This is a genomic window from Flammeovirga sp. MY04, from assembly GCF_001682195.2.
In the GTDB taxonomy this organism is placed as follows: Bacteria; Bacteroidota; Bacteroidia; order Cytophagales; family Flammeovirgaceae; genus Flammeovirga; species Flammeovirga yaeyamensis.
The window spans coordinates 3,360,822-3,387,821 of record NZ_CP003560.2 but is presented as its reverse complement, the minus strand read 5'-3'; the positions used below and the strand labels follow the sequence as shown (position 1 = coordinate 3,387,821).

Annotated in this window: 21 protein-coding genes; 9 read left to right on the top strand and 12 right to left on the bottom strand. The window is 34.6% G+C overall.

Features of this window, described 5'->3' with window-relative positions; genetic code table 11:
* The 3 genes from MY04_RS13520 (at position 1) to MY04_RS13510 (ending at position 3,574) form a co-directional block, all read left to right on the top strand.
* Positions 1 to 1,473, top strand: a complete 1,473-nt coding sequence (locus MY04_RS13520) for a glycoside hydrolase family 30 protein (protein WP_205960476.1) — start codon at positions 1 to 3, stop codon at positions 1,471 to 1,473.
* A complete protein-coding gene (locus tag MY04_RS13515) occupies positions 1,474 to 2,949 on the top strand; it encodes a glycoside hydrolase family 30 protein (RefSeq protein ID WP_066210334.1) in 1,476 nt (491 codons plus the stop codon).
* A gap of 160 nt (positions 2,950 to 3,109) precedes the next feature.
* On the top strand, positions 3,110 to 3,574 hold the full coding sequence (locus tag MY04_RS13510) for a YHS domain-containing (seleno)protein (protein ID WP_066210333.1): 465 nt from the start codon (positions 3,110 to 3,112) through the stop codon (positions 3,572 to 3,574).
* 83 nt (positions 3,575 to 3,657) lie between these two features.
* Here MY04_RS13510 and MY04_RS13505 read toward each other — a convergent pair whose 3' ends face one another.
* Positions 3,658 to 4,731, bottom strand: a complete 1,074-nt coding sequence (locus MY04_RS13505) for a Glu/Leu/Phe/Val family dehydrogenase (protein WP_066210332.1) — start codon at positions 4,729 to 4,731, stop codon at positions 3,658 to 3,660.
* Positions 4,732 to 5,280: 549 nt separating this feature from the next.
* On the opposite strand from MY04_RS13505, the gene MY04_RS13500 reads away from it, so the two are divergent.
* The 5 genes from MY04_RS13500 to tyrS all read left to right on the top strand — a co-directional run bounded on the left by MY04_RS13500 (position 5,281) and on the right by tyrS (position 12,737).
* The gene (locus tag MY04_RS13500) at positions 5,281 to 6,996 is read left to right on the top strand and encodes an ABC transporter ATP-binding protein (RefSeq protein WP_066213289.1); all 1,716 of its coding nucleotides are present in this window, start codon (positions 5,281 to 5,283) and stop codon (positions 6,994 to 6,996) included.
* Between the two features lie 63 nt (positions 6,997 to 7,059).
* Positions 7,060 to 7,272, top strand: a complete 213-nt coding sequence (locus MY04_RS13495; protein ID WP_394369903.1) for a twin-arginine translocase TatA/TatE family subunit — start codon at positions 7,060 to 7,062, stop codon at positions 7,270 to 7,272.
* 218 nt (positions 7,273 to 7,490) lie between these two features.
* Positions 7,491 to 8,918 carry an Asp-tRNA(Asn)/Glu-tRNA(Gln) amidotransferase subunit GatA gene (gene gatA / locus MY04_RS13490; protein ID WP_066210330.1) on the top strand — a complete coding sequence of 476 codons (1,428 nt, stop codon included), beginning with the start codon at positions 7,491 to 7,493 and terminating at the stop codon, positions 8,916 to 8,918.
* A gap of 260 nt (positions 8,919 to 9,178) precedes the next feature.
* A complete protein-coding gene (locus tag MY04_RS13485) occupies positions 9,179 to 11,347 on the top strand; it encodes a LysM peptidoglycan-binding domain-containing protein (protein WP_066210329.1) in 2,169 nt (722 codons plus the stop codon).
* Between the two features lie 88 nt (positions 11,348 to 11,435).
* Positions 11,436 to 12,737 carry a tyrosine--tRNA ligase gene (gene tyrS, locus MY04_RS13480; RefSeq protein WP_066210327.1) on the top strand — a complete coding sequence of 434 codons (1,302 nt, stop codon included), beginning with the start codon at positions 11,436 to 11,438 and terminating at the stop codon, positions 12,735 to 12,737.
* Between the two features lie 80 nt (positions 12,738 to 12,817).
* Here the strand turns inward: tyrS and MY04_RS13475 are convergent, their stop codons facing one another.
* The 6 genes from MY04_RS13475 to dnaG form a co-directional block, all read right to left on the bottom strand.
* Entirely contained in the window at positions 12,818 to 13,642 is an 825-nt protein-coding gene (locus MY04_RS13475; protein ID WP_066210324.1) for a hypothetical protein, read from the bottom strand.
* Between the two features lie 232 nt (positions 13,643 to 13,874).
* On the bottom strand, positions 13,875 to 15,629 hold the full coding sequence (locus tag MY04_RS13470) for a hypothetical protein (protein ID WP_066210323.1): 1,755 nt from the start codon (positions 15,627 to 15,629) through the stop codon (positions 13,875 to 13,877).
* Positions 15,630 to 15,725: 96 nt separating this feature from the next.
* The gene (locus MY04_RS13465; protein WP_066210322.1) at positions 15,726 to 16,472 is read right to left on the bottom strand and encodes a hypothetical protein; all 747 of its coding nucleotides are present in this window, start codon (positions 16,470 to 16,472) and stop codon (positions 15,726 to 15,728) included.
* Positions 16,473 to 16,711: 239 nt separating this feature from the next.
* On the bottom strand, positions 16,712 to 17,968 hold the full coding sequence (gene cysN, locus MY04_RS13460; RefSeq protein ID WP_394369904.1) for a sulfate adenylyltransferase subunit CysN: 1,257 nt from the start codon (positions 17,966 to 17,968) through the stop codon (positions 16,712 to 16,714).
* Between the two features lie 15 nt (positions 17,969 to 17,983).
* On the bottom strand, positions 17,984 to 18,889 hold the full coding sequence (gene cysD, locus MY04_RS13455) for a sulfate adenylyltransferase subunit CysD (RefSeq protein WP_066210320.1): 906 nt from the start codon (positions 18,887 to 18,889) through the stop codon (positions 17,984 to 17,986).
* A gap of 303 nt (positions 18,890 to 19,192) precedes the next feature.
* Positions 19,193 to 21,409 carry a DNA primase gene (gene dnaG, locus MY04_RS13450; RefSeq protein WP_066210318.1) on the bottom strand — a complete coding sequence of 739 codons (2,217 nt, stop codon included), beginning with the start codon at positions 21,407 to 21,409 and terminating at the stop codon, positions 19,193 to 19,195.
* A 74-nt stretch (positions 21,410 to 21,483) separates the two neighbouring features.
* On the opposite strand from dnaG, the gene recO reads away from it, so the two are divergent.
* Positions 21,484 to 22,188: a DNA repair protein RecO gene (gene recO / locus MY04_RS13445; RefSeq protein WP_066210317.1), complete on the top strand. Its 705-nt coding sequence runs from the start codon at positions 21,484 to 21,486 to the stop codon at positions 22,186 to 22,188.
* Between the two features lie 13 nt (positions 22,189 to 22,201).
* Here the strand turns inward: recO and MY04_RS13440 are convergent, their stop codons facing one another.
* The 5 genes from MY04_RS13440 to MY04_RS13420 form a co-directional block, all read right to left on the bottom strand.
* A complete protein-coding gene (locus MY04_RS13440; RefSeq protein ID WP_169055534.1) occupies positions 22,202 to 22,693 on the bottom strand; it encodes a hypothetical protein in 492 nt (163 codons plus the stop codon).
* A 54-nt stretch (positions 22,694 to 22,747) separates the two neighbouring features.
* A complete protein-coding gene (locus MY04_RS13435) occupies positions 22,748 to 24,211 on the bottom strand; it encodes a sodium:solute symporter (RefSeq protein WP_066210313.1) in 1,464 nt (487 codons plus the stop codon).
* Positions 24,212 to 24,400: 189 nt separating this feature from the next.
* A complete protein-coding gene (locus MY04_RS13430) occupies positions 24,401 to 25,792 on the bottom strand; it encodes a COG3014 family protein (RefSeq protein ID WP_066210311.1) in 1,392 nt (463 codons plus the stop codon).
* Between the two features lie 120 nt (positions 25,793 to 25,912).
* Positions 25,913 to 26,503 (bottom strand): penicillin-binding protein activator LpoB, encoded by a 591-nt coding sequence (locus MY04_RS13425; RefSeq protein WP_066210309.1) that lies wholly within the window; start codon positions 26,501 to 26,503, stop codon positions 25,913 to 25,915.
* Positions 26,504 to 26,530: 27 nt separating this feature from the next.
* Positions 26,531 to 26,950, bottom strand: a complete 420-nt coding sequence (locus tag MY04_RS13420; protein ID WP_066210307.1) for a hypothetical protein — start codon at positions 26,948 to 26,950, stop codon at positions 26,531 to 26,533.
* Positions 26,951 to 27,000: the final 50 nt, after the last annotated feature.

Here is a 27,000-nt window from a genome sequence, read left to right as displayed (position 1 = left end):
ATGAATACGATTCTAAGTATTATACTTTCTGCTTTCCTCGTTGGAGCAGGATGTTCTGAGGAGGACAAAACAGTAGCACCTCCACCTCCGGTTGTAGCTCCTGATAACCCTGATAATGTGATGGTGGTAGTGACTTCAAGGTCTGATGTCTCAAATCAAACAAATGTGGGATTAAGAGTGATAGAAGATGCTGTTTTAGCAGGTAATGAGGAAAACATTTCTACATTGAGAATAGATATAGATCAAACATATCAAGAAATGGATGGGTTTGGCTATACCTTAACAGGAGGAAGTGCACAGCATTTAATGGGAATGTCTGCATCAAATAGAAAAGCTTTATTGGAAGAGTTATTTGGTACAGATGCTGAAAAAGGTCAGTTAGGAATATCATTTCTTCGCTTGAGCATTGCAGCTTCTGATTTAGATGCGAAAGCATTTTCCTATGCTTTGGTAAAAGGAGAGGATGATGATTTACTTAAAAACTTTTCTATTTCTGAAGATCAAAAGAATTTAATTCCTGTATTAAAAGAAATTGTTGCTATTCAGCCAAATATCAAATTTTTAAGTACACCATGGTCTCCTCCAACTTGGATGAAAACTAATAACAGTGCTATTGGTGGTCAGTTATTAGAAACATATTATGAAGCATATGCTGATTATTTTATCAAATATATCGAAGCTTACAAAAGAGAGGGAATTAATATTTATGCTATCACCGTTCAAAATGAACCTTTACATCCAGGTAACGAACCAAGCATGTTGATGCATGCTGATGAAATGTCGAATTTTATTGCCCAGCAGCTAGGTCCTAAATTTAGAGCAGGAAATATTGATACCAAAATCATTACTTATGATCACAATGCAGATAGGCCAGATTATCCTATAGATATTATTAAATCGGCAGCCAACGAATTTATTTCAGGTTCTGCTTTTCATTTATATGGAGGGGATATCTCTGCACTTTCTCAAGTAAAAGCAGCTGATGTGACTAAAGACATTTACTTTACTGAACAATGGGTGGATTCTGAGGATGCTGATTTTGGAGGAACATTAATGTGGCACTTTGAGAATATCATAATTGGTGCTACGAGAAATTGGGCAAAAGGCGTGATGGAGTGGAATCTAACATCAAATAGTGCGTTAACACCAAGAACACCCGGAGGTTGTACAAGATGTTTAGGAGGGTTAACTGTAGATGATAACGAAGTGAATAGAAATGTGGCTTATTATATCATTGGTCATGCTTCGAAATATATTCCAGTGGGATCGGTAAGAATCAAAACGAATCAGATGGGAAATTTACCTAATGTAGCGTTCCTAACTCCTGAAGGAAAGACTGTTACTTTAATTATGAATAACTCAGAAAGTAACACTAAACTAAACCTAAATTTTAGCGGAACAGATGAAAAATATACAGTATCCCTTCCAAGTAATTCTGTAGCTACTATTATTCATAGAAAACCAGTTAGTTAAATGAAAAAAACTTTAATTAGTGCTATTCTAGCAACAAACTTTATTTTTGGTTGTACATCATCTAAACAACAAATATTAGTTGAGTATTCCCATCAAAAGATGATTACACCAAATTCTGTATCTGTTTTTACAACCGCTAAAAATACAGACTTACGTTTATCAAATACAGGTAGCTATTCTTTTGAAAAAAGTAAACAGGCTACTGAGGGAAATGTGTCTATTTTTATTAATCCTGATAAGCAATATCAAACACTCTTAGGTATTGGAGGTGCAATAACAGATGCTTCTTCAGAGGTATTTTATCAACTGTCCAAAGATAAGCAAGAAGAGTTGATGAATGCTTACTATGGGGAAGATGGAATAGATTATACATTATTGAGAACATCAATTCACAGTAGTGATTTTGGTTCTGAAAGTTATACTTATATTGAGGAAGGAGACAAAGAATTAAAAACTTTCAACATAGATCATGATAGAAAAACGAAGCTACCAATGATCAAAGAAGCGATGAAAAGAGCAGATAAATCTATTCAGTTTTACGCTTCACCTTGGTCTCCTCCTGCATTTATGAAAGGAAAGAAAGACATGTTGAAAGGAGGTAAGTTACAACCTGAATTTTATCAGTCATGGGCCAATTACTATGTGAAATTCATTGAGGCCTATGAGAAAGAAGGTATTCCAGTTTGGGGTGTGACGATTCAGAATGAACCAATGGCTGTTCAGACATGGGAATCTTGTGTGTACACTGCTGAAGAAGAAAGAGATTTTCTAAAAAACTATTTAGGACCCACTTTCGAAAAAGAAGGATTAAGTGATAAAAACATTGTAGTGTGGGACCACAACAGGGATTTAATTGTCAATAGAGCAAATACTATTTTTGGTGATCCAGAAGCTGCAAAATATGCTTGGGGTATTGGTTTCCATTGGTATGAAAACTGGACAGGTAGTGAGCCAATGTTTGATAATTTATCGAAAGTGAAAGAAAACTTCCCATCTAAAAACCTTTTGTTTACAGAGGGATGCAATGAAGGTTTTGATGATCAAAAATATTATTATTGGCCAAATGCAGAAAGATATGGTCGTTCTATGGTCAATGACTTTAATAGAGGAACTGCAGGATGGACAGATTGGAATATTTTGTTAGATCAAAACGGAGGACCAAACCATGTGGGGAATTTCTGTTTTGCTCCTATTCATGCAGACTTAAATAAGAATGAATTGATCTATACACCATCTTATTTTTATTTAGGACACTTCTCTAAATTTATTCGTCCGGGAGCAGTCAGAGTAAGTACAGCGGTAAGTTACGATTTCTTGGAGGCAACATCATTTATTAATAAGGATGGAAGATTAGTGACCGTTGTTTTGAATACTTCTGATGAAGCTTATGATTATACAATTTATGTAAAAGGTCAATCCACTAAGCTATCAATTCCAGCAAGAGGAATTCAAACGTTAGTTTACGGAAAAAAATAAATCACTTATCAACATTTAGTTCAAATATTCGCCTTATTTCAGACATCGTTTTGGAATAAGGCTTTTTGATATTGATGAATTGTGAATAACTTTTTAATCAAAAAAACAGTATAACTATAAAACCGGAAACTTATTCACAATAAATGATCAGAATTTCAAAATGAGAAAACTAACTAAATTTGTACTCAGTTTATTCACATTATTATGTTTATCAACACTAGGTTATTCACAAATACCAAGTGATTTGAATCTAGAAAAGGGTGATGTTGCCGTTGGAGGCTACGATCCTGTGAGTTATTTTTCAGGATCTCCTGTAGAAGGCGATAAACATATATCAGTTATTCACAAAGGAGCACATTATTATTTTGCCTCCCATAAAAATAAAGAAACGTTTAAAGAAAATCCCGAAAAATACTTACCTGCTTATGGAGGTTGGTGTGCTTACGCGATGGGAGCAAAAGGTGAAAAAGTAAGTGTGAATTATGAAACGTATAAGATTCAGAATGGAAGGCTCTTTCTTTTTTACAATAAGTTTTTTACCAATACTTTAGAAGATTGGAACGAGGAGGGAGCTGAGCGATTAGAAAAATCAGCTGATACTCATTGGCAAAAACATATTATGTAGTCTGCTTTTAAAAGCGATGAATACAAAAAAGGCATTCCCGTAGGAATGCCTTTTGGTTTATATAATTCACCTGAATTGGTATGTTAGTATGTGCTTTTTATAGCGGCCACCTCATTGATTCGTTGCTGTGCGATATCGATAGCAACTTCCTGAGCGTTTTTGCCTGTAGCTTCAGACTGATCAAAAACTTTTAAAGTCTGATCGTAAACAAACTCACATTTGTTCCATGACCATTCTTTGTTTGTTTTAATCACTTCAGCATATACATTGATTACCCCACCTGAGTTAATCAAAAAGTCTGGAGCGTATAAAATGCCTTTTGATTTCGCTAAATCGCCATGGATTTTTTCATCCGCCAATTGGTTGTTTGCACAACCTGCGATAATCGAACATTTTAATTTGCTTAGCGTTTCATCATTTACTGTAGCACCTAAAGCACATGGCGAATAGATATCCACATCTAAATCATAAATCTCGTCCAAACCTACACCTTTGATGCCGTATTTGTTCACTACATCCTTCACTCTATCTTCATAGAAATCAGAAACGTAGATCTCGCATCCTTCTTTTTTCAAATGTTGGATGATATACTCACCCACATGTCCTGCACCTTGGATAGATACTTTTTTGCCTTCAAGGCTATCTGATCCAAATTGCTTTTTAGCAGCTGCTTTCATACCCATATAAGTAGTGTATGCTGTAAAAGGCGAAGGATCTCCTAAACCACCTCTTGTTTCTGGCATACCACTTACATAGGAAGTTTCTGCTGCAATATGTTCCATATCAGAAGCGTTCATTCCAACGTCTTCTGCTGTAATATATTTTCCGTTCAAGTTCTTCAAGAAACGACCATATGCTCTAAGCATCGCTTCCGACTTGTGTTTTCTCGCATCCCCAATGATGACCGCTTTTCCACCACCAAGATTTAATCCAGCGATAGAGTTTTTAAACGTCATCCCTCTCGATAAACGAAGTGCATCATACGTTGCTTGAGCTTCATTTTCATACATCCACATTCTAGTACCACCAAGTGCTGGTCCTAATACTGTATTGTGTACTGCGATAATTGCTTTTAATCCTGTCGATTTTTCGTGACAGTAAACAACTTGCTCGTGTCCCATAGAAGAGACTTCTTCAAATATTGAGATATCTTCCATTTAAGTTATATATGTTATAGTGTCTTGTTCTTGATTAATATGTATCTAACATTTAAGTCTTCGCAAGTTACATTTTCTGAATAGTAATACAAGTGCTACTTTCATGATGAAAATTTTAAGTAATTACCAAATATTATATCAATTATAGGTTTTGGTGAATTTTGTTCTATGTTTTTTGTCTGTTTTATATGAAATATGCAGAATTATATTCTGAAAATTATAAAATTCATTTTTTTATCAAAAAATGCTTTTAATTACGATTTCTAAGGATAAGAGTAAACTTTAATATTTTTAAACGCTTCCAATATCATAGTAATTCGTTGAGATGATTTTAGAAAATTCAAACAATAGAGGCATTTTTGTGATTCTTATTTAGACATCATCGAATTTTGCTGTAATAATTTTATACCTTTAAGGTTCGATTTAATATCATCTTTTCACCCAACGTAAGAGGTATTAATAATTAGCAGGATTTCATCCTTAACTCATTAATCAGTGGATAAAGAAAAAAATTCAGGTCAGATATTCGATAGGCAAGTCTTATCAAGAATGTTGGTATTTGTGAAGCCACACATGAAAGCGTTTGTCTTTCTAGTGTTCTTGACAATAGCATTAGGTGTTTTGGCTCCTTCAAGACCTTATTTAATTCAATATACAATCGATAACTTCATTATCGAGAACGATATGCCCGGCTTAAATCAAATGATTGTCATCTTAATAGCGGTGCAATTATTACAAGCTTTGGTGCAGTTTTGTCATACATATCTTTCAGGTTGGTTAGGACAGCATATTGTGAAAGATATGCGTGTGCAATTGTACGAGCATATCTTAAAATTAAAGTTGAAGTTTTACGACAACACACCTATCGGGCGTTTAGTTACCAGGGCAGTATCTGATATAGAAACCTTATCGGAGGTATTTACCAATGGTGTCGCAGCAATGCTTGGAGATATCCTTCAATTGATTTTTATCTTCTTGGTAATGTTGTATACTGACTGGAGACTGACCTTGATTAGTTTATCTGTTTTGCCTCTACTTTTATTCTCTACTTACGTTTTCAAAGAGAAAATTAAAGTAGCGTTCAATGAAGTAAGAAATGCAGTTTCTAACCTAAACACCTTCGTTCAAGAGCACATTACAGGTATGAATGTGGTGCAATTGTTCTCTGCTGAACAAAGAGAGCAAGAGGAATTTCAGAAAATCAACAAGGAACATAGAAACGCTAATATTAGCACCGTTTTATATTATTCGATTTACTATCCAGTGGCGGAAGTTATTGCTGCTTCGGGTACAGGTCTTTTAGTTTGGTGGGGTGCACATAGTGTTTTAGATGGTTATGCTACATTGGGTACGTTGATCGCCTTCATCATGTACATCAACTTATTCTTTAGACCGATTCGTATGATTGCCGATCGATTCAATACATTACAAATGGGTATTGTATCTTCAGACCGTATCTTGAAATTATTGGATGATAAAGATTTTATCAGCAATGACGGAAATTATACAACGGATCATATCAATGGAGATGTAGAGTTCAAAGATGTTTGGTTTGCCTATAATAATGAGGACTATGTGTTGAAAAACATCAACTTTAAAGTAAACCACGGAGAAACGGTGGCTTTAGTGGGGGCGACAGGAGCAGGTAAGTCATCAATCATCAATTTGATTTCTAGATTCTACGAAATAAATAAAGGAAGTATTTATGTGAATCAGAAAGAAGTTAAGGAATACGATTTACATAATTTGAGAAAACACGTGGGTGTGGTGCTTCAAGATGTATTCTTGTTCTCTTCTTCTATTCGAGATAACATCACTTTAGGAGATAAAACGATAACGGATAAACAGATTATGAAAGCCGCCGAATTGGTGGGTGCTAAGTCGTTTATCGAGAAACTTCCTGGGCAGTTGGATTATAAAGTAATGGAAAGAGGTGCGACCCTAAGTGTTGGACAACGACAGTTGCTTTCCTTTGTAAGAACAATGGTTTATGATCCTGCGATTATTATTCTAGATGAGGCCACTTCTTCGGTAGATTCTGAAACAGAGGCACTTATTCAGAATGCAATCAATTCGATGATGAAAGGTCGTACTAGTATTGCGATTGCTCACCGATTAGCAACAATTAGAAATGCAGATAACATTATAGTATTGGATAAAGGAGAGATAAAAGAGTCCGGATCACATGATAAATTATTAGAAAAAAACGGATTTTATGCTAAACTTTATCAAATGCAATACAAAGAAGTTGAGGGGATTAATTGATATTAGCATATTAATAAGTACCTTTGCAATGCGTAACAAACAATAAATCATTACACCATGGAATTGAATGCAATTTTATTATTCGTAATGCCTGGCGGTTTAGAATGGGTAATCATCGGTCTAGTAGTTTTATTACTATTCGGTGCGAAGCGTATTCCTGAATTAGCTCGCGGTTTAGGTTCAGGTATCAGAGAATTCAAAGATGCTAAAAACCAAATCTCAGAAGAGTTAGAGAAGGGCATTAAGGAAGAGGAGAAGAAGAAAGAAGAAAAGTAATTCAGTCTTATCATTCTTGATATATTTTTAATGAAATCACTTTTTCATTAAATTTTTCACAATAAAACGAAAAGAAGTTTATCTTTGTCATTATACATAGATAAACTTTTTTTATTTTGGTCACTTCAAAATGAAGATCAAAAAAATTATTGTGTGTTATTGCGAAAACAAACTTCAGTGCGAGTCGCACACACCTAATTTCTAATTATACGGAGCATATGTACAAATCATTTGATGAAATAAAGGCGGCAATTGCGAACAAAGAAACTTCTTGTGTGGCTTTGGTCGAAAATTATTTGGCAAGAATAGAGGAGAAGAAGCATCTAAATGTTTGGAATGAGGTATATGCTGATGAAGCTATCACTCAGGCTAAGAAAGTAGATGAAAAAATCGCTTCAGGTACTGCCGGTCGTTTAGCAGGTATGGTAGTAGGTTTGAAAGATGTGATTGCCTATAAAGATCATGGCTTGCAAGCGTCATCAAAGATTTTAGATAAATATGTATCTCCTTTCTCTGCAACCGCAACAGAAAGACTACTTGATGAAGACGCGATTATTATTGGTCGACAAAGCTGTGATGAATTCGCTATGGGTTCTTCTAACGAAAATTCAGCTTTTGGCGTAGTAAAAAATAATATAGATGAAACACGTGTACCGGGAGGCTCTTCGGGAGCATCAGCAGTAGCGGTTTCAGATAACCACTGTTTAGTTTCTTTAGGTTCTGATACAGGTGGATCGGTAAGACAACCTGCTGCTTTTACAGGAACAGTTGGTTTAAAACCTACCTATTCTAGAATCTCAAGATGGGGTTTAATTGCATACGCTTCTTCTTTTGATACTATTGGTATTATCTCCCATAATGTACCTGATGCTGCTCTAGTATTGGAAATTATTGCAGGTCAAGATGAGCAAGATGCTACAGTTTCCCAACAACCAGTTCCTGCTTATTCGACATCAGTTAATGATAAACCAAAGGAGAAATTACGCATTGCTTATATCAAAGAGACGGTGGAAAGTGAGCACCTGAATAAAGATATCAGCGAGAAAACTTTCAATAAGATCAAGGCTTTAAAAGCGGAAGGTCATACAGTAGAAGGTATCGAATTCCCTCTTTTAGACTATCTATTACCTACCTACTATATTCTTACAACTGCAGAAGCAAGCACAAACCTTGAACGATTCGATGGGGTAAGATATGGTTACAGAACAGATCAGCCGAAAGATTTGGAAGCACTTTACAAGAAATCAAGATCAGAAGGTTTTGGTGATGAAGTGAAGCGTAGAATTATGTTGGGAACCTTCGTTTTATCGGCTTCTTATTATGATGCTTATTTCTCAAAAGCACAAAAAGTAAGAAGGTTGATTAAAGAAACAACAGAAAAGATATTATCGGAATACGATTTCATTTTGATGCCCACCACATCCACTCCATCATTTAAAATTGGTGAGTATGGCGAAAATAATCTATTGGAATTGTACTTAGGTGATTTATATACGGTACATGCTTCATTGGCAGGTTTACCGGCAATATCAATTCCTAACGGAGAAGATAAAGATGGGTTGACAATCGGTTTACAGATTATGGCCAATAGATTTGAAGAAGAGAAGATGTTGGCATTTTCTAATTACTTGTCTGAATTAAACTAAACTATAGTTTAGTTTTATGACGAAAATATGAATAAAGGTGTAAAGGCTATCTTAATCGATGTTTTACACCTTTTTTATTTTAACAAAAAACATCCTCATTCTACGACATAAATCTTCAATTCATCCCTCAAAATTCTTAAATCGTAGTATATTTGTTGAAACGTTGTGATTTGAAAGCAACGATTCATTTTTAGAACATATTTTCTGTAGATGTTCTTGTCTCATAAAGCTGTCTAAATTCCCTAATTATTTAACCGAGAATGCAGTTCAATAAGTTATTCGCCCCTTTTATTTTCGTATGTGTGATAGTATCTACGTCTTCTTTATTTGCCCAAGATGAGGGTGATATGATGACATGGAAGGATAGTATTTATACCGTTGCTTTACCTGAAGGTTATCTTTTACCATCTGATACTTTAGAGATTGTAGAAGCGGCCCCTTATGCTCCTTGGTTTGAGAATTTTGAAGATTTTGATACCACATCAGCAATTCTTTTGGATGTGGTCGATCAGACATATGATTATGTACCAAACGTAACGGATAGTTTAGTAAAGGAACGTCTGAAGGAATTGGAAAATGTGATTCCATTAGAGTATCACGAAAGAGTACGTTTGTTTATCGACTATTTTGCGGTACGTAATAGAGACTACACTTTGGGAATTATGGAGCGTCAGAACATTTATTTCCCAATGTTCGAACGAATTTTAGCGGAAGAAGGAGTACCTACAGAATTAAAATATTTAGCAGTTATTGAGTCGGCTTTAAAGCCCGTAGCACTTTCTAGAGTGGGAGCAAAAGGTCTTTGGCAATTTATGCCAAGAACGGGTAGAGCCTATGGTCTAAAACAAAGTTATCAGATTGATGACAGAATGGATCCTGAAAAAGCGACAAGAGCAGCGGCACGTTACCTTAAGTTCTTATATAATTATCATGGAGATTGGGAGTTGGCAATCGCTGCATACAATTGTGGTCCGGGTAATATTAGAAAAGCACAAAGAAGGTCTGGAAAGAAAAAATTCTGGGATATTTATAAGAAGCTTCCAAGAGAGACAAGATCGTATTTACCTCAATATGTAGCAATGGCTTATGTATTGACGTATGCTGATGAATATAACTTGGTACAGGATTTACCAAAATATGAAATTCCGTCAGAAGATATTTTCGTGAGTCAGTCAGTTGATCTAGGCTTACTAGCTGATGAATTATCGGTTTGTCGAGAAGACCTAACACTTTTGAACCCTTCTTTAAGATTCGGTTTTGCTCCCAACTATGTGAAGAACTTTAGAATTAAGATTCCTGAGGCACGTTTTAATTATTACTTGGAGAATCAGGATGAAATTCTTTCAAAAATTAAATATACTGGTAATGGAGCTAATGTTGGAGATGGCTATTATTATCATTATGTAAGAAGTGGAGAGTCGTTAGGGTTAATTGCTAGAAAGAATCGTGTATCAATTAGTAGTTTGAAAGCATGGAATAACCTTAGAAGTAATACCATTTATCCTGGTCAGAAATTAAAGATTTACGGTAATGCGTATAGTCCAGGACCGTCGACCGTTTCTTCATCAAGCTCATCAAAATCGAAAAGTACGAAGTCAACTTCAAGTTCATCTTCTAAAACAAGTGGTGCAAGTATTTACCATACGGTAAGAAGTGGAGAGACTTTGGGAATGATTGCCAAAAAATATAGAGTGTATGTTGCGGATATCAAGAGATTGAACAAGATAAAAGGAACAACGATTTATAAAGGTCAGCGTCTTTTGATCAAGGAAGGAAAATATAAGGCTCCGGAAGCTCAGACAACAAGTACAGCATCAAAATCTACTCCAGCTGCATCGAATAATTCTAAAGATAATTTAGTGTATCATACCGTTAGAAGTGGTGAAACGCTTGGTGGAATTGCTGAACAATACAATACATCAGCTTCTAATTTGAGAAGATGGAATGGAATAAGTGGTTCGACGATTTATAAAGGACAAAAAATAAAGGTTTATACTTCTAATAAAGTAACTTCTTCAAGTGCTTCGAAAAGTACTAAGACAACATCAAATACATCGAATACCACAACTACCGCTTATGGTCCTTCATCAAAAACGAGGTATCATAAAGTGAAGTCGGGTGATAACTTGGTGGAGATTGCCAAGATGTATAGAGTGTATGTAAACGATATCAAGAAGGTGAATAATATGAAAACTTCTACTATTCAGGCAGGACAGACATTAACGATTCCTCCATCGCCGAGTAGTGTGCTTAATGAGCAGAAGAAATCATCAAAAAGTAATACAACTTCTTATTATACTGTGAAGAGTGGAGATACTTTATGGAGTATTTCTCAGAAGTTAGGTCTTTCTGTTGGAGAGTTAAAGCAACTAAATGGCCTAAAAAGTAACAATTTGAAGGTCGGACAACGATTAAAGACAAAATCTTAAGCATCTTTAAATAATCTATTCAAAGAAAATATATAATATCTAGCGCAGGTTCGTAAATTGCGAGTTCAAATTTTGAAACAACAGGAAAATGGCAGATATAAAAACAAATCTTATTGAAGAATTGCAGTGGCGTGGCATGCTGCACGATATCATGCCAGGTACCGAAGATCAATTAAACAAAGAGATGACGACTGCTTATGTTGGTTTTGATCCGACAGCAGACTCTCTTCACATTGGTCATATGGTATCTGTAATGTTGCTTAGACATTTACAAAAAGCGGGTCATAAGCCGTTAGCAATTGTAGGTGGTGCAACAGGTATGATTGGTGACCCTTCTTTCAAAGATGCGGAAAGACAACTTTTGGATGACGATACTATCCAAAAGAACATCGCAGGAATGAAGGCACAATTGGAGAAATTCTTGGACTTCGATTGCGGAGATAATTCAGCGGAGATTTTGAACAACTACGATTGGTTCAAAGATTTCAGTTTTATCGATTTCGCTAGAGAAGCAGGTAAGCACTTGACAGTAAATTATATGATGGGTAAAGAATCTGTAAAAAAGCGTTTAGCTGCAGGTTCGGGTATCTCATTCACAGAGTTTACTTATCAATTGTTACAAGGATGGGATTTTTATCATCTGTACAAAGAGAAAAACTGTCGTTTACAATTTGGAGGTTCAGACCAATGGGGTAACATCGTAACAGGTACTGAATTGATTCGTCGTAAGGCACAAGGAACAGCATTTGCCGCTACTTGTCCATTGATTACAAAAGCAGACGGAACAAAATTCGGTAAAACTGAAAGCGGTGCTGTTTGGTTAGACGCAGAGAAAACTTCACCTTACCAATTCTACCAATTCTGGTTAAATGTTGGAGATGAAGATGCGAAAAAATACATCAAAATCTTTACGTTTATCGAGAAAGAAGAAATCGATCAGTTAATTGCGGAGCACGATGAGGCACCTCATACGCGTATTCTTCAGAAGCGTTTGGCAGAAGAAGTAACTCGTGCAGTACATGGTCAGGAAGAATTGGATACTGCTATTGCGGCATCAAATATTCTTTTTGGTAAGAATGTAACCGAGCAATTGAAGTCGTTGAACGAAAGAACGCTTCTTCAAGTATTCGAAGGCGTAATGCAATCGGAAATCACTAAAGCTGATTTAGAAGGAATGGCTGAGATCGCTGATTTATTATCAGCAGGTACTCAAAATCAATTGTTCGCTTCTAAAGGTGAAGCTAAAAGAATGATTAAAGGTGGCGGTATTTCTATCAACAAAGCGAAATTGCAAGGTAGTGAGTTGCCTAAAGATTTAGAATTGTTGCAAGACAAATACATCTTGGCTCAGAAAGGAAAGAAAAACTACTGCTTAATCAAGGTAGTTTAATTTCTATTTGATATAAAAACAATAAAGGCGTTGACTTATAAAGTTCAACGCCTTTTCTATTATATGTTACTTGATAACGGTTATTTCGTCCAATCTTCAACTAATCCTTCTTCTTCTAAATAAGATCTTAAGTATATGATTCTTGGTGAATCGGTGACTAATGATGCTTTGTATAAGGATAATTGAGCTTGATCTAAATCTTGTGTTCTATAAGCATTTACAGCTTGGTTGTAATATTGTAACCCAGCTAAATCTTTAATGCTTAAATTTTCGCTTAAATTCATTCCGTATTCTTGATAAAGTAACGAAGTTTCCAAGCGTGTTTGATATTTTTCTTCCCTTGCTTTAATATCGTCTCCATTGTTTACATACCCATAAACATCCGTCGATTCGATTAATGTTAAACCTAAATGTTCATCGTTTAATAGGATGTAAACATGACTGTTTAACTGCTTTATTGTAAAATCATAGCCCATTTCATTAAAAATGTGAGCATACAATAGAGTAGCAGTCAAACAATCATAAGTTCCCGTCTTTAGCATGTTAGAAAAACTACTGCATTCTGCGTAGTTCTTTAGGAATTTGTTTCTTGTTTTGTTAAAGATCTTCTTAACAATAGACTTATTGTTTTTCTCTTTTTGATTTTGCCAGTAGTTGACCCAATCTTCTACCTCTTTTTTCATAGTGACAAATTCAGAGGCTTTGATGTTATCGGTAGGAGAGAAGTATATATTAAAGTGATCTTGTTGCCATGCAGTTTCAATCTGATTCAATGCATAATATTCTAGCATAGAAGAAGATTGATTTTTAGCCAATACGATAGTATTATTTTGCCCATATGTATCCTGTTTTCCCACAAAGGAAAGTAAAATGATAAGGGATAATATGGTGATAGCAAATTTCATGAATGAATAAAATCGTATTCTTTACATTTCTAATATACGAATATTATTCATACTGAGTTAACATTGAGTTAATATATAAGGTACATGCGTAAGATATATTATCAAAATTATCTTAATTATAGATATATTACCATCTCTAATGTGAATTTAATGTTACGTAAATTAATTTTTGAGCATAAAAAAAGTAGAGAAACGGATTTCTCTACTTTGAATAACTTAAGAGGTCTAATTTTTAGAAGTCATAAAGTCTTTGACCAATGTTCCATCTTAATGCAGCACCAATATAATTTTCCGATTGATTATATGTGGCATTATCATCACTGCTTAATTTTCTATAAGTGGCACGTAAATCCACAAAGATATTATGGAAAGGAGAGTAAGTTAAAACAGCATCAATATACATTGTGGTTACTTTGTCTCCTTGTAATAACTTATTATCGAAAGAATCTGGAGATCCTGGAGCTGTATTGTAGTTCACAAAAATATCATGACCGTAGTTGACTAGGATATTTCCATTTTCATCGTAAGTATTAAATCCTTGTTCTCTATAAATACCTTTAATTACTGTTGATAATCTAGGTAAGAAATGGGGACGGTAGCGAATTATACCAATTAACTCATAAAAGTTGGCACCATTCGGGTGTGCTAACTCTTGATAATAGTGTGCTTGATTGCCGTATAGATTACTTTTTGCTCCTGTGGTTTCCTTATGGGAATAGGTGTAAGGATCGACAACATTCATTTCTCCTTGCAAGTCGAGGTTACTCAAACCGAATGCATCAATATATTTAGCCCCTAACTGATAGGCGAATTTGTTACCATAATAACCTTTTCCAAGATTAACTACACTTAAGTCATCTACCATAATTTGTCCGTAAAGCTGTACTTTATTCCAAATGTTATATTTAGCATCAAAACCGATTTGTACGTTGTCGGCATCACCTAAACCATGTTCTAAAGCTCTGTAGAAAATGATTGGATTCATGTAAGAGATATCAAACTGATTATTCCCTAAAGAATCATGTCTACTAAACATCACCTGCTCGAATAAACCTATATTTAAGTTTTTAGTGATGTTCCAACCTAAATGATGCATCGCCATGTATTTCTTTGGCAAAGCAGTAAACGGCATATCTGCCACATTGCTTGCATTCATTTGGGCAAAAATATTGGTGTATTCTAAATGCCAAACTCTAGTATTTAGCTTCAAATAAGTATAATCATTGGCATGAGTCGATAAGAACATCGAACGGTAGCCGTTACCGATGAAGTTTCTACCTCTACCAAATTCTGCTTGAATGTATTTATCTAATAATTGGAAATTGATGTATCCTTGTGCATTAAAAAAATCATATGTACCGTCCCCATTGTTTTTATACCATTGCTGACCAGGCATCGTATTATTATGGGTTTGGGAATACTGTTGTGCGTAGAAAGGCAATCGCTCTTGGTTATCACTTGCTTGCATATAAAAGCCTACTTTTCCAGCAATTGATCCATAGACTACAGCACCTCTTTGGTTTACAAAAGGTCTTGAGGTATTCAAGTTATCATCACCTGCACTGAATAAGACTAAAGGATTCACATGTACCTCAAAGTCTTTTTCGTTTACATTGGCAAAGTCAATTTTACTTCTGTAAATATATTTCAAGAAAGGCTTTTTCACCTGAGCGATTGTAGAATCACTCATATATTGCCAATTGTCAAGTGCTAAATAGGAAAGCTCGTATTTATCAGCTTCAGATAAATTACCTGTATAGGTTGAATCGAAATATTCTATGAACTTTGCAATATCTTGTCTGCCATAAGGTTTTATGTTTGTGAAGATATTCCCAAAATTCTTTTGTTTGATCTCGTAACGATCGATTAAATGATAATATTCAGGGTCATAAGGTACAGTGGCTGATTGTGCGAATATATTGTGAATAGGAGCGACAAAAAATAAAATGCACAACAGACGAATTACTGAATTAAAAAAATGATTCATCTTGTAAGTTTTTGATCCTTTAATGAAAGGCTAATTTTTATAAAAATTAACTCTTTTAGATCAAATAACTTGCCAAGGGAAGATTAGAGGAAATGATTAAGCAATTTCTTTGTTGTTGGATTGAAATAAGCCTAAAAAATACTCTTTACATTTTACTCCAAAAGCTCTTACCTCTTTCTGAAACCTTACTTGAGAGTATTGTCTAAATTCTGATTCACTGTAAAAGCCTGTAGTATCTAAATAGAAAATAGAAGGAATTTTACGCCAATCGCTGTCATAGTTTTTAACAATTCGATGTTTTAATAATTGTTCTATGTTGATAAACGGATAACTCATACGATTGTAGTAATCGATAATTTGTCCTTGATTGAAGTAAAATGTTTTACGGAAGTTATTATTAATAATATCAGCTTCTACTTTATTCAATGATTTTGTATTCTGATTAAGTAAAACCTCATTTATCACCTTTTCATTTGATTTAAAAAATATAAGGTTCTCATTATTCTCATTTAGAATAATCATTTCAGTATCCTCTTTTTCTAATTGATTTAAGAATAAATGAACTTGTCCATATAAATGTTGAATACTTCCTATAGTCCAAAAATCATATTGTAATAAATAATCTGCTTTTTGAGACCCTAAATATTGTACTAAATCTTGTAGGTTATTTACATCTGCAAAGATGAGCTTTGTGTTTTTAGGTGTTTCAATATTTAAATTGAAGTTGCATAATAGTAATGCATCTATATGTTTTTGATGGGAAAGCTGATCGAGAAATAAGGATAGGTATTCAGGTAAAGAATCAATTATTGGAACAATGATAGTTGTTTTTAAACAATTCATAAAAGGTATTATTTAATGAGAAGAGCAGTTACTTATTAAATACGTTAATAAATGTAAAAGGTTGAGTTTCAATTTTAAAAACTCAGATAGATAGCAATTTTCTTAGATTTAACTTATTACAAATTTACTCAATAATTGTATTTTTTTATAGTACGAAATCATAGAATAGTATAATTATAAGGGTACAAAAAAACACCTAAGTAACCTTAGGTGTTCTTTACTATTTATCTAGATGAGAATTACTTCTCTCTTCTGATCATACCTGCTGCAACAGTTTGATGTGTTGCTTCATCCACAAGAATAATAGATCCTGTAACTCTGTTCGATTTGTAAGGATCACTCATGATAGGCTTAGTCGTTCTAATTTTAACTCTAGCGATATCATTCATCTCCAATGATTTATCACCCTCAATTCTGCTTAATGTATTGATATTCATCTTGTACTGAATATCTTTAATCATACATCTTGCTTCATTAGTCGTGTGCATGATGATGTATTTAGCTCTAGGTCTTGGTGGCTGATCGTCCATCCAGCAAAGCATTACATCTAAGTCTTGTGTTTGTTGAGGCTTGTTGTTTGGTCTTACCAACATATCACCTCTTGAAATATCGATATCATCTTCCAAAGTGATCGTTACCGACTGAGGAGGGTAAGCCTCTTCAACTTCTTTATCACCTAGGTATATCTCTTTTACTTTTGATGTGAATCCTGAAGGTAAAGCGACGATATCATCACCTTTTCTGAATACACCAGAAGATACTCTACCAGCATAACCACGGAAATCATGGAATGCATCAGAGTGAGGACGAATAATAGTTTGTACAGCAAAACGAGGATCGATGTAGTTGTTATCACTAGAGATATAAATTGTCTCTAATGTGTGTAATAGCGTTTCACCGTCGTACCAAGGAGTTTCCTCAGAACGGTTCACTACGTTATCACCTTTTAATGCTGAGATAGGAACGAAACGAATGTCTTTCAAATTCAATTTAGCAGCAAACTCTTTAAATTCAGCTTGAATTTTTTCGAATACTTCCTCATCGTAGTCAACCAAATCCATTTTGTTCACACAAACAATCATGTGAGGGATTTGAAGTAACGAAGCAATGATTGCGTGACGGTGTGTTTGTTCTACCAAACCTTTACGAGCATCGATCAAGATCAATGCAAGGTTAGCAGTAGAAGCACCCGTTACCATGTTTCTTGTGTACTGAATGTGACCTGGAGTATCCGCAATGATAAACTTACGTCTTGGAGTAGCAAAGTATCTGTAAGCTACATCAATAGTAATACCTTGCTCACGCTCAGCTCTTAAACCATCAGTTAATAAAGAAAGGTCGACATGCTCTAAACCTTTTCTTTTCGAAGTTTCTGATACTTGATCTAATTGATCTTCGAAAATCGACTTCGAATCATATAATAAACGTCCGATCAATGTACTTTTACCGTCATCGACAGAACCTGCTGTTGTAAATCTTAAAATTTCCACGTTGATGATAATTTTTTAGTTCTAGAAATAACCCTCTTTCTTACGATCTTCCATAGAAGTTTCAGAACGCTTATCGTCTGATCTGTTACCTCTTTCTGTTTGACGCATTGCTGATACTTCCTCAACTACTTTTTCAATAGTGTCAGCATCAGATTCGATACCACCAGTAATTGTAATATCACCAAGTGTTCTAAAACGGATTTTCTTTTTCTCGATTTTTTCACCTTCACGCAACTGAGTGTACTCAGAAACAGGTAACCAAGTGTTATCTCTCCAAATTACATCACGCTCATGAGCCAAGTATAAAGAAGGAATTTCGATATTCTCTCTCATGATATATTGCCAAACATCAAATTCAGTCCAGTTAGAAATTGGGAACGCTCTGAAGTGTTCTCCCTGACTGTATTTTCCGTTAAATAAGTTCCATAATTCAGGACGCTGACGTTTTGGATCCCATTGTCCAAATTCGTCTCTGTGAGAGAAGAAACGCTCTTTTGCTCTCGCTTTTTCTTCGTCACGACGGCCACCACCGATAGCTACATCAAAGTTTTCATCTTCAATAGTATCTAATAGAGTAGTAATTTGAAGTTTATTTCTACTAGCATTCGCACCAGTTTCTTCTAAAACTCGACCTTCATCAATTGATTCTTGGACAGAACCAACTGCCAGTCTTACTCCTAGGTCTTTCACAAGGTTATCTCTGAAAGCAATTGTTTCAGGGAAGTTGTGACCTGTGTCAACATGTAAAAAAGTGAATGGTATTTTGGCAGGGTAGAAGGCTTTCTTCGCCAAATGAGCTACCGTAATCGAATCTTTACCACCTGAGAATAATAGTGCTGGATTTTGGAACTGAGCAAAAACTTCACGCAAAACGTAAATCGCTTCAGCTTCCAACTCATCCAAATGTGAAAGTTGATAATTACTCATTAGATCTATGTATAATTAATGATGTCCATTTTTATTAGAGTATACTACTCTTTGACAAGGCACAAAGATATACTCTATAAGATTACTATGGAAATAAAAGTTATTAAAATAATGTCAATAGAACTCCTTGATATTTAATAATATCAGGTCTTTAAGAAAGATCACCGATAATAATTATAAAATTGAAAGCTATATATGATGACAAATATGTATTCTAAAATAAATACATCTGCATCATTAGTTACAGAAACTTTGACTATTAACAAATACTTTAACGGAGATGCAATTTAAAAGTTTACATTATTATAATTTAATTGTAATACCTAACTGATCTGCTATTTCCTTTCTTTGTTGAGCTAATAATGTCATCAGCTCCAAAGCTTCCATCATTTTCTCCTCATTATTATTTTGCTCTGCTACTACTAAGCCATCCTGACATTGGTTGATAAGGTCAGTTAGGTAAGCAATTTTATAATAAAGCAACGAATTGTAAGCTAATTTACCTACGTTCTCATCTTTCTTTGGGATATTAATTTTATGACGAGTCGTCCATTCAGCAGAAGGTTCGTGCGTATCTTCTCCAATAATATTTAGGATACGCTTCCTGTCTTTTTCCTCACTATATTTTTCTTTGAAGTAATGAATGGATGGAATTTCTCCCATAGCAGTTTCATTTTTATAATCCACAAGAATTTGTTGGCAGAAAAGATCCTCTAACATCATATCTCCCAATTCATCAAAAAGATATTGATAAATATAGCCAACTTCTTCATTGATGTATTGATCACCATAAAGCATTAGGATACGAATGTATTCTTCTTCATGAATGCCTAACCTTTTTAATCTACTTGGTCCTTTTGGACGTTCAAAAGCAGGTTTTTTAACTTCTTCAGCACCCAAAGGAGGTAAAATAGGAGGAGCTGTAGGTTCTATGTCTAAAGGCATAGGCGGCATCTCATCCATAGGTGGAGGTGGTGGCGGCATTTCTCCTCCACTACTGAATCCATCAAACTCCATAGGAGGCGGAAGTGGAATATCGTCCATTGGAGGTGGAGGAGGTGTATTGGCGGGGAAATCATCAAAGCCCATTGGTGGCATTGATGGTGGAGGAGTTGATGGAGGTAATGGTGAAGGAGTATTAGAAGTACCTCTCGATCCTCCATATGGATTCTCATAAGGTCTTCTTTGCTGATTTTTTCTCCTTTCTGCTTGCTCAATCTCTTTTTGTTTTATTTCCTGAAGGTTTTTAGCAAGTCCTTCTACGGAAATTTCAAATACTTCAGCACATTCTTTAAGGAAAATTTCTTGTTGAATGGTATCAGGTATTTTGACAATACTCATTAATACCTCCCTGATTTTTTCTCCTTTCTTAATAGGATCATTTTTCGCTTCATCGTTATACAAACGAGCTGCAAAAAGAATAAAATCAGTTTCTTCTTGTTTTAAGAACTCAGAAAACTTTTCTCCACCTAAAGAAGCACATAAGCTATCAGGGTCTTCACCGTCGGGTAGTCGAACGACTCTCACGTTTAACCCTTGTTCCAATAGCATATCCACACCACGAATGGCTGCTTTTAATCCAGCTGCATCACCATCAAATAGTGAGGTAACATTATTGGTAAATCTTTTTATTTGTTTGATTTGCCCCTCTGTCAAAGCAGTACCAGAAGAGGCCACAACGTTTTCTATTCCAGCTTGATGTAAAGAGATGACATCAGTATAGCCTTCTACTAAGTAACATCTGTCCTTTACCCTTAACGCATCTTTCGAATGAAAAATACCATATAAAGCATCACTCTTATGATAAATTTCTGTTTCTGGAGAGTTAAGGTATTTCGGTTTACCATCTTTCTTTAACGTTCTAGCACCAAAGGCGATAACACGTCCAGATAAATCATGAATAGGGAACATCACACGACCTCTAAATCTATCGTATTTTCTTCCTTTGTCATTTTCTGATTGAAGTCCGGCTAAGTTTAATGATTCTACAGTATACCCTTTTCCAGTAGCTTCCTTTTCCAAAGAATCCCAAGAGTCTAAACTGTAGCCTAACTCAAACTTATTGATAGTGTCCCCGTTGAATCCTCTATTTTTAAAATAACCAAGACCTAAAGATTTTCCTTCATCAGAAGTTTGCATGATACGCATAAAGTAATCTTTAGCGAAATTCATGGTTAAGAAAATACTTTCTCTTCTTTTGTGTTTTTCTTCCTCTTCAGGCGATCGTTTTTTCTCAACGATCTTGATACCGTATTTAGCCGCTAGGTACTTTAACGCTTCAACATAAGATTTTCCTTCTTTCTCCTGTACAAATTTGATCGCATCTCCAGAAGCACCACAAGAAAAACATTTGTACAAGTTCATACTCGGTGTAACATACATCGAGGGAGTATTGTCCACATGGAAAGGGCACAGTCCAATCCAAGACTTGCCTTTTTTCTTTAAAGGGACAAAATCCTCTACAACTTCAACAATGTCGAGGGTTCTTTTTATTTCTTCAACGGTTTCCTGAGGGATCATATTTTAAAAATAGGATAGAATTCAACTACAAATTTAAGATATTGTAGTGAACTTATTAGTAAAGTAGTTTAAATATGATTGAATCGACCAAAGGAATAGTATTAAGTAATATGCGTTATCGAGATTCTTCTCTGATAGCCCATGTCTATACGGAGAAATTCGGTCGAAGAGATTATATCATAAAAGGAGCATTCAGTAAGAAAAACAATAAGGCATCTTTCTATCTTCCGTTGAATATATTGGACTTACAGGTATACGAAAAAGGTACTTCAACTTTAATGATGGTCAAGGAGGCTAGAATAAGTAAAATGCTAATGTCTTTAAGGACTAATCCGCAAAAGTCAATGATTCTTACTTTCCTTTCTGAACTGTTGGAGAAAACACTTAGAGCAGATGAAATTGGTAATCCCGAGTTGTATCAATTTTTAGAAGATAGCCTTATTTCCTTAGACGAATTAAAGCATAATTGGAATTCTTTCACCTTACAGTTTATGTTCCGTTTGAGTCATCATTTAGGAATTGACATTACTTCTGCCTCTCTTTTATTAAGTGAAACACAATCTTTAGGGTATATGGACTCGGGGTTGATAAAATATATAGATCAACTTATTGAATTACCTTACAAGCATGATGTGGTTATTCCATTATCAAAAAGAAGGGAAATAATGGATCAAACTGTAAAATTCTATACTCTACAATTACCTAATTTTGGAGAATTGAACTCCTTGAAAATATTAAGGGAAATGGGTGAATCATTAAGAAAAAATAGGGAGAGATAAAGGGTAATTTGAATTAATTCAAAGATATTTTTAAATACTTTTCTGTGATTTTGGTATTCGAAACATCTTCTTGATTACTTAATCTGATTTTGATAATGTGGTCTCCTTTTTCTTTGATTGAATGATTAATAAATTTCCTTAGGTTTAGAATCGTTGCTTTCTGATGACTTAATGGGAAAGTCAATCCTACTAAATTCATATTTCTGTTAGATTCTGTTTCGTCGGCGGCATGCACCACAAAATCATTATACTCAACATCTAGCAGAGATATAGAATTTGTACTCGAGATTTTGATGAACAAGTTGTCAAAGTCACCTAACTTTCCATGAATAGGTTGAGAAAGATTCATGTTGATACCAGAGACCCGTATGGATTCTTTGGGAGCATTTGATTCTAAGTTTATCATTTTTGAAAAACTTTTGATATCATGATGCAAATCAAGAAAGTTATAAGTGGTTGTTAGCCCAATGACAACGCTAATCATCATGAAATAAAATGATTTCATAGCTTGTCTAATGTTTATTATTAAGTACTACACTAAATTAAACCCAATAAAAAATCATGATTTTTTTATTGGTAAACTACTAATTAGCAGCCCTATAAAAGTAAAGGATCCATTTAGTAGCAATAATTCATATCCAAATTTGTACCCATTCAACCAATTTTCAGAATTTGTTTGTAAAAAATAACAAACTAAGGGAGATAGGATACAAATTAATGGAATAAACCTAGGTTGGAACTCTTTTTTCATGAATATGCCAAAGGCAAACAATCCCAACAATGGGCCATAAGTGTAGGTAGCTAACTTTAATATAGTATCTAAAGCATTGGTATCGTTTACTGATTCGAAATAGAGCACCAATAAAAATAATACAAGAGCAAAACCTAAATGAACTCCTCTTTTTGTATTTTCCGCTTTTTGGCTTTTTAGACTCTCGCTATCAAACCCTAAAAAGTCAATACAAAAAGCGGTTGTTAAAGAAGTAATGGCCGAGTCTGCACTAGAGAATGCTGCTGCAATAACACCCAATAAGAAGATACATGCACCGATTAAACCTAACTTTTGTTGAGCAATAATAGGATAAAGTTGATCTGATTTAGTAGGGATTTCCATACCTATTTCTATTGCATAAGTATAAAGAAAAGCACCAATAACTAAAAATAAGGAAATAGTGAAGAATAAGATCACACTAAATGAAACCATATTAAGTTGTGCTTTTTTGAGGGTATTAATCGTTAAGTTCTTTTGCATCATGTCTTGATCCAACCCCGTCATTACAATCACAATAAATGCCCCTGAGATAAATTGTTTCCAAAAGTAGCCAGGACTATTGATTTCCCAGTTAAATACTTTGGTGTAAGTTCCTTCATCAACGACTTTATCCCATAATGAAAATAAAGACATGTCCAATGAATTTGATATCAGCACCAAAGTGAAAACACCTGCTAAAATCATAAATGTTGTTTGAAGCGTATCGGTCCAAACCACAGTTTTAATTCCTCCTTTAATGGTATATAAACTGATAATCAATAATAAAAAGGCAGCATTAACGGTAAAGGGAAGTTGAAGAGGATCAAAAATGAATGTTTGAAGTACAGTGGCCATCAAGAATAGTTTTCCTGCAGCTTGTAGACTTCTTGATATCAAAAAGAATGAAGATCCCGTTTTATAAGCTACATTATTGAAACGATGCTCTAAATATCCGTAAATAGAAATCAGTTGATAGTTGTAATAAATAGGCATTAAAATGTAGGCAATGGCTATATAGCCTAAAATGTAACCGAAGCACATTTGTAAATACGAAAACCCTGCAACTTTTACTATGCCAGGAAGAGATATAAACGTTACACCAGATAACGTAGTGCCTATCATTCCATAAGCCACAGCGTACCAAGGAGATTTTTTATTACCATTAAAAAAAGTGGTGTTTGAATGTGCTTTATTGGTAAAGTAGGAAATGATAAAAAGGATAATAATGTATCCAAAATATATAAAAAAGCTTTGGTAGGCTGTAATGTTCATCTGTATGCTGATTGTAATATTTACCTAATAACAAATGGAATCAGGTTTCCACAAAACTGTAAATAAATCTGATGTTGACAAAATATATCTCTAAAATCATTTGTGTAAGAGATCTATAAATTCTAATACATATAAAAGGCCGTTTCATAACTCATGAAACGGCCTTTGCATATTTTCTTTGATTAAAGATTAATATTGTTGTGCAGAGTAAGAGGCTAAACTGTAAAAAGGAAGCACTACATTTTCACCTTTAGCAAACTGAGGTAAAGGAATTGTTTTCGTTTCTTCCACACCTTTATCATTTGTAAGGATAATATCTACAGATGTTTGTCCTTCCTTAAGAGGAATTCTTGTATAAGAGATATCTCTAGGCATCGATTGCCAAGAACGAGTATCAGCAGACTCGGTAGCAGAACCTAGTATACTAAGTGCAGCACCCCATCCTTCATTTTCTTGAGATACCTTAGCAGCGATACTTTGTTTCATTGCTACTCTTAAAAGTGTCTTAGAAAATTCTACCAACATTCTTTCTTCTAATACTTTAAATGAAATGGCGTTGATATCTTGTGCGTGAGAGAATTTATAAGCGATATTATCTGCACCTACTAAACGAGCATTTTTGTAAAAGTTTTTACGTTCTACATATTTCGGGAAAACTGCTTTAATCCATGAGACAGTTGGCTTATCGTTACCACAGTAAAAAGGAAAACTTAGTCCCAATTCTTTGTTCACAAAAGTAACGTAACCATTTCGTCCTTGTACTATGGCAAAGTTAACACCCCATTCCGCTTTTACAGGAGACATACCATTGTTCCAAAGTAAAGTCAAATGAGCATAACTATCGTCTTCTTGAAAATCCATTCCAAATTCAGCAGCATATTTGTCGGCTTCGTTGTGAAGTCCAGTTTTTCTTGCTGTACGAATTAAATCATATTTTAACTGAGCTGGAACAGGCATCTTGAAAAGCCTAGCATAATCGTTTTGATAAATGTCTAAAGCATTTCTATAGGCAATAAATGCATTGTTTGGATCATTAAAAGCTTCATAGACAATACCCATCATTACATTAATGAAGGCATCTCTCTTGTATTTCTTATCTGATTTGTATTTATCACTAAGTTGGTTGAGACGAATATTCATACGCTTACACTCTACAAGTGCTTCGTTATATTGTCTCATTTCCAGGTAATTCAATGCTTTAAAGTAGTTAACCATCAATTTTTCATGGTCCTCCCCCGGGTAAGTAGTTAAATTAGGGTTTAGTAATAAAGCACCACCTTCTTCGAATACATTTTTCTTGTGATCCTCAATAAAAATATCAGCTTTTTGAAAGTCTTTGTTACTTTTTTCGAAGTCATTCATTAAGGATGCCACCATACCGGCATTCACATAATAAAGAAATTCCAATCTTCCAGAGCTCATTTTTTTCTCGCTCTGTTGCATCATAATCGATGCAGATTCGAAATTACCTTCTGCAAGTGCTTTGTTAAATTCGTAGGTTTTTTCGTAAAAAGTAGGTGCACACGCCACCACAATTACGGCAACAACAGCACATATAAAAAATCGTAGATAATACTTCATTCTTTGAAAGAATTAAGTGAAGGTTGAAGTAAAATAGTAAATCTCCTTACCTTCATTTAAAAAGGTAAGGAGAAGTATAGCGGATATATGTATGCCCTCTAGGCATTGTCCATACGTCTACTAGTTTTTGATGTATTTTTTGATCTCTTTGTCACCAATCCATACTTTTTCAGTTGATTCTAAATCAGCCAACTCCAAGTTGATTTTGTAGTTTACTAATTTTTCTTTTTTCAACTGGTCAACAGTAGAATTGATTGTACCAAACATAATAAAATCAGCACCTAATTCTTGAGCGATTTTCTTTTTAGTTTCCTCAGAAGCATTCACTTGCTGAGATTGTTGTTCGGCACGCAATTGAGCTCTAAACTGATCGTTTTCTACAACTCTTACTTTACCAGAGTTAACGAATTCACGCTCGATATCTTTAATGAAAGTCTCTGCTTCAATATGTTCGTGAGATTTATTGATCACACCACCAACAATTACAACAGGCTTTCTATTTTTTGAGTTTTCAAAGTTTGGCAACCAAGGGCGGCTCATCACATCTGAAATCATATCTTTAGAAACTTGTCTAGAATCTGTATCGTTCCAACGTCCACTGATATCTACAGCTTGGTTAGGATCCATACGAGTAACAGATCTTGAACATGATCCAACAACTAATAAGGAAATAAATGCGATTGCTAACGCGATTGTTCTAGTAAACTTCATTGTAGTTTTTATTCTTTAGGTATCAAATTATTGTAAAACGAACTTGCCCTTAGGCTTGTCTAATTTCTTTAGGATAATTCGTGTTTCTGAGATTTTCACGATTTTAAAACGAGAAGAAGCAGTATCTGATGATCCGTCTCCTTTACCATGAGTTAAAAGTAATGATTTCTTTCCTGCCATTACCCATTTTCCTGCAAGGTATTCGTTTTTGTTGTTTTTAAAACCAAATTTTTTGTCGATTGAAAAATGTAATGTATTTCCTTCGTCCAAAGCGTAAACTTCTTGTTTGGTTAGTTTTTCACGTTTTACCTCGGTAATAGTCCAATCTTTGCTAATCAAATATTGCTTTCTTTTTTCGATGTCTTGAGCTTTAGACTCTACTGAAGACAAAAGAAATATTGCAAAAAATAATGTGATTAAGCTTCCGAGTTTAGTAATTGTTTTCATAGTTATCGATTGATTTTGTTATAATGCACAACGTGAATTACGAATTAAAG